Annotated in this window: 1 protein-coding gene; it reads right to left on the minus strand. The window is 69.9% G+C overall.

Annotation, left to right across the window (positions count from 1 at the left end):
• Window positions 1-18: 18 nt before the first annotated feature.
• Window positions 19-1,275: an IS110 family RNA-guided transposase gene (locus AC5L38_RS44110; RefSeq protein ID WP_495248802.1), complete on the minus strand. Its 1,257-nt coding sequence runs from the start codon at window positions 1,273-1,275 to the stop codon at window positions 19-21.
• Window positions 1,276-1,530 lie beyond the last annotated feature (255 nt).

Here is a 1,530-nt window from a genome sequence, read left to right on the forward strand (position 1 = left end):
CGACTGAGTAGCCCTGTGTCAAGCTGCCGCCGATTGATCTTGTTTGAGTAGGGTCTGGAGGGCTCCGTGTTTGGCGGGGTCGTAGGCGGCGCCGTCTTGCCAGCAGTGCCAGATCACATACAGCCAGGCACGCGCCAGGATGCGGGTGGCGTGCGGGTGGTCCTTGCCGCGGGTGATGGCATCGGCATACAGCCGGGCCGCCCAGGGGTTGGCCCGGCGGGAGTCGGCGGCGAAGTCACAAACCGCGTCGCGCAGTTGTTTGTTGACCGCCCAGCGGAAACCAACGCTCTTGTGCTTGCCGGACTGGCGAGTGGAGGGCGCCACCCCGGCTAGGCACGCCAGCGCGGCCGGGTCGGGGAATCGGGCGCGGCAGTCGCCGATCTCGGCCAGCAGCCGGGCTGCGCGCACGGTGCCCGAACGCGGTAGCGAGGTGAAGATGTGCGCGTCGGCGTGCAGCGTGAGCTGCTCGGTGATCTGCGCCTCCAGCGCCTTGATCTGCTCGACCAGCGCGGCCAGGACGGCCAGCAGGGCACGAGTGGTATGCGCGCGGGCGGCGCCGTCATCGCCACTCGCGCCGCGGGGCGCGCTTTTGAGGTGGGCCAGCAGCGTGGCCGGGCTTTGGCGGCCGCAGTAGCCAACACCGCGCAGCCAGGCGGCCAGGCGACGCTCGGACAGCCAGTCGGCGCGCTCTTGGCAGTCGAAGCGAGTCAGGAAGGTCAGGCTGATCGGGCTGTCCAGGTTGGCGAACAGGCCGACGGCGCCGGGGAAAGCGCCTTGCAGGTGGGCGCGCAGCTGGTTGCTCAGCGCCACCCGGTGGGCGACCAGGTCGCGGCGGGCGCGCACGGTGGCCCGCAGCGTGGCGGTGGCCGGGGCATCGGGGGTCAGCCGGCGCAGTCGGGCCCGGTCGGTGCGCAGGGTGTCGGCCAGGACGAACGCGTCGAACCGGTCGTCTTTGTTGCCGGCCGAGCCGTATCGGGAGCGCAGGTTCTTGACCTGGTTCGGGCTGATCACCACCACGGTCAGGCCGGCGGTGAGCAGGGCCTCGACCACAGGGCCGTCACCGCGTTCGATGGCGACTTCGGCCGCTCCGGCTCGCATGAGGCGTCGGGTGAGGTCATTGAGTCCGGCGTCGGTGTGAGCGACGGTGAAACGAGCGGTCACCTTGCCAGCCGCGTCGACCACGCAGGCAACGTGATCGGCGCTGGCCCAATCTATGCCTGCGGTCACACCGTTTGGCGCGTTGGCGGGCAGGGATGGGGTGGGGGCATACTGCATGACAGCCTCCTCGCTGCTAGCCCAGTGGGGAGGCACCCCTTTTTTTGGTACCGGGACGCGGCAGCCAGTGAGCTCACTGTTCGGCGCTCGGTGGCGCTCAGCCCTGTCGACGGTCGGCGCGTCCCGGGTGACCGCCGAATCCCGCGGAACTCAGTCTGGACCTCAAGGTCGAGCGAGCAGGGCGGTGATCCGGCGGCACCTGGGGTGCATCGGCGGTCTTTCAACTGCCGACAAGACGATGGTGCACCAGTGAGC

Source organism: Streptosporangium nanhuense (assembly GCF_059358815.1).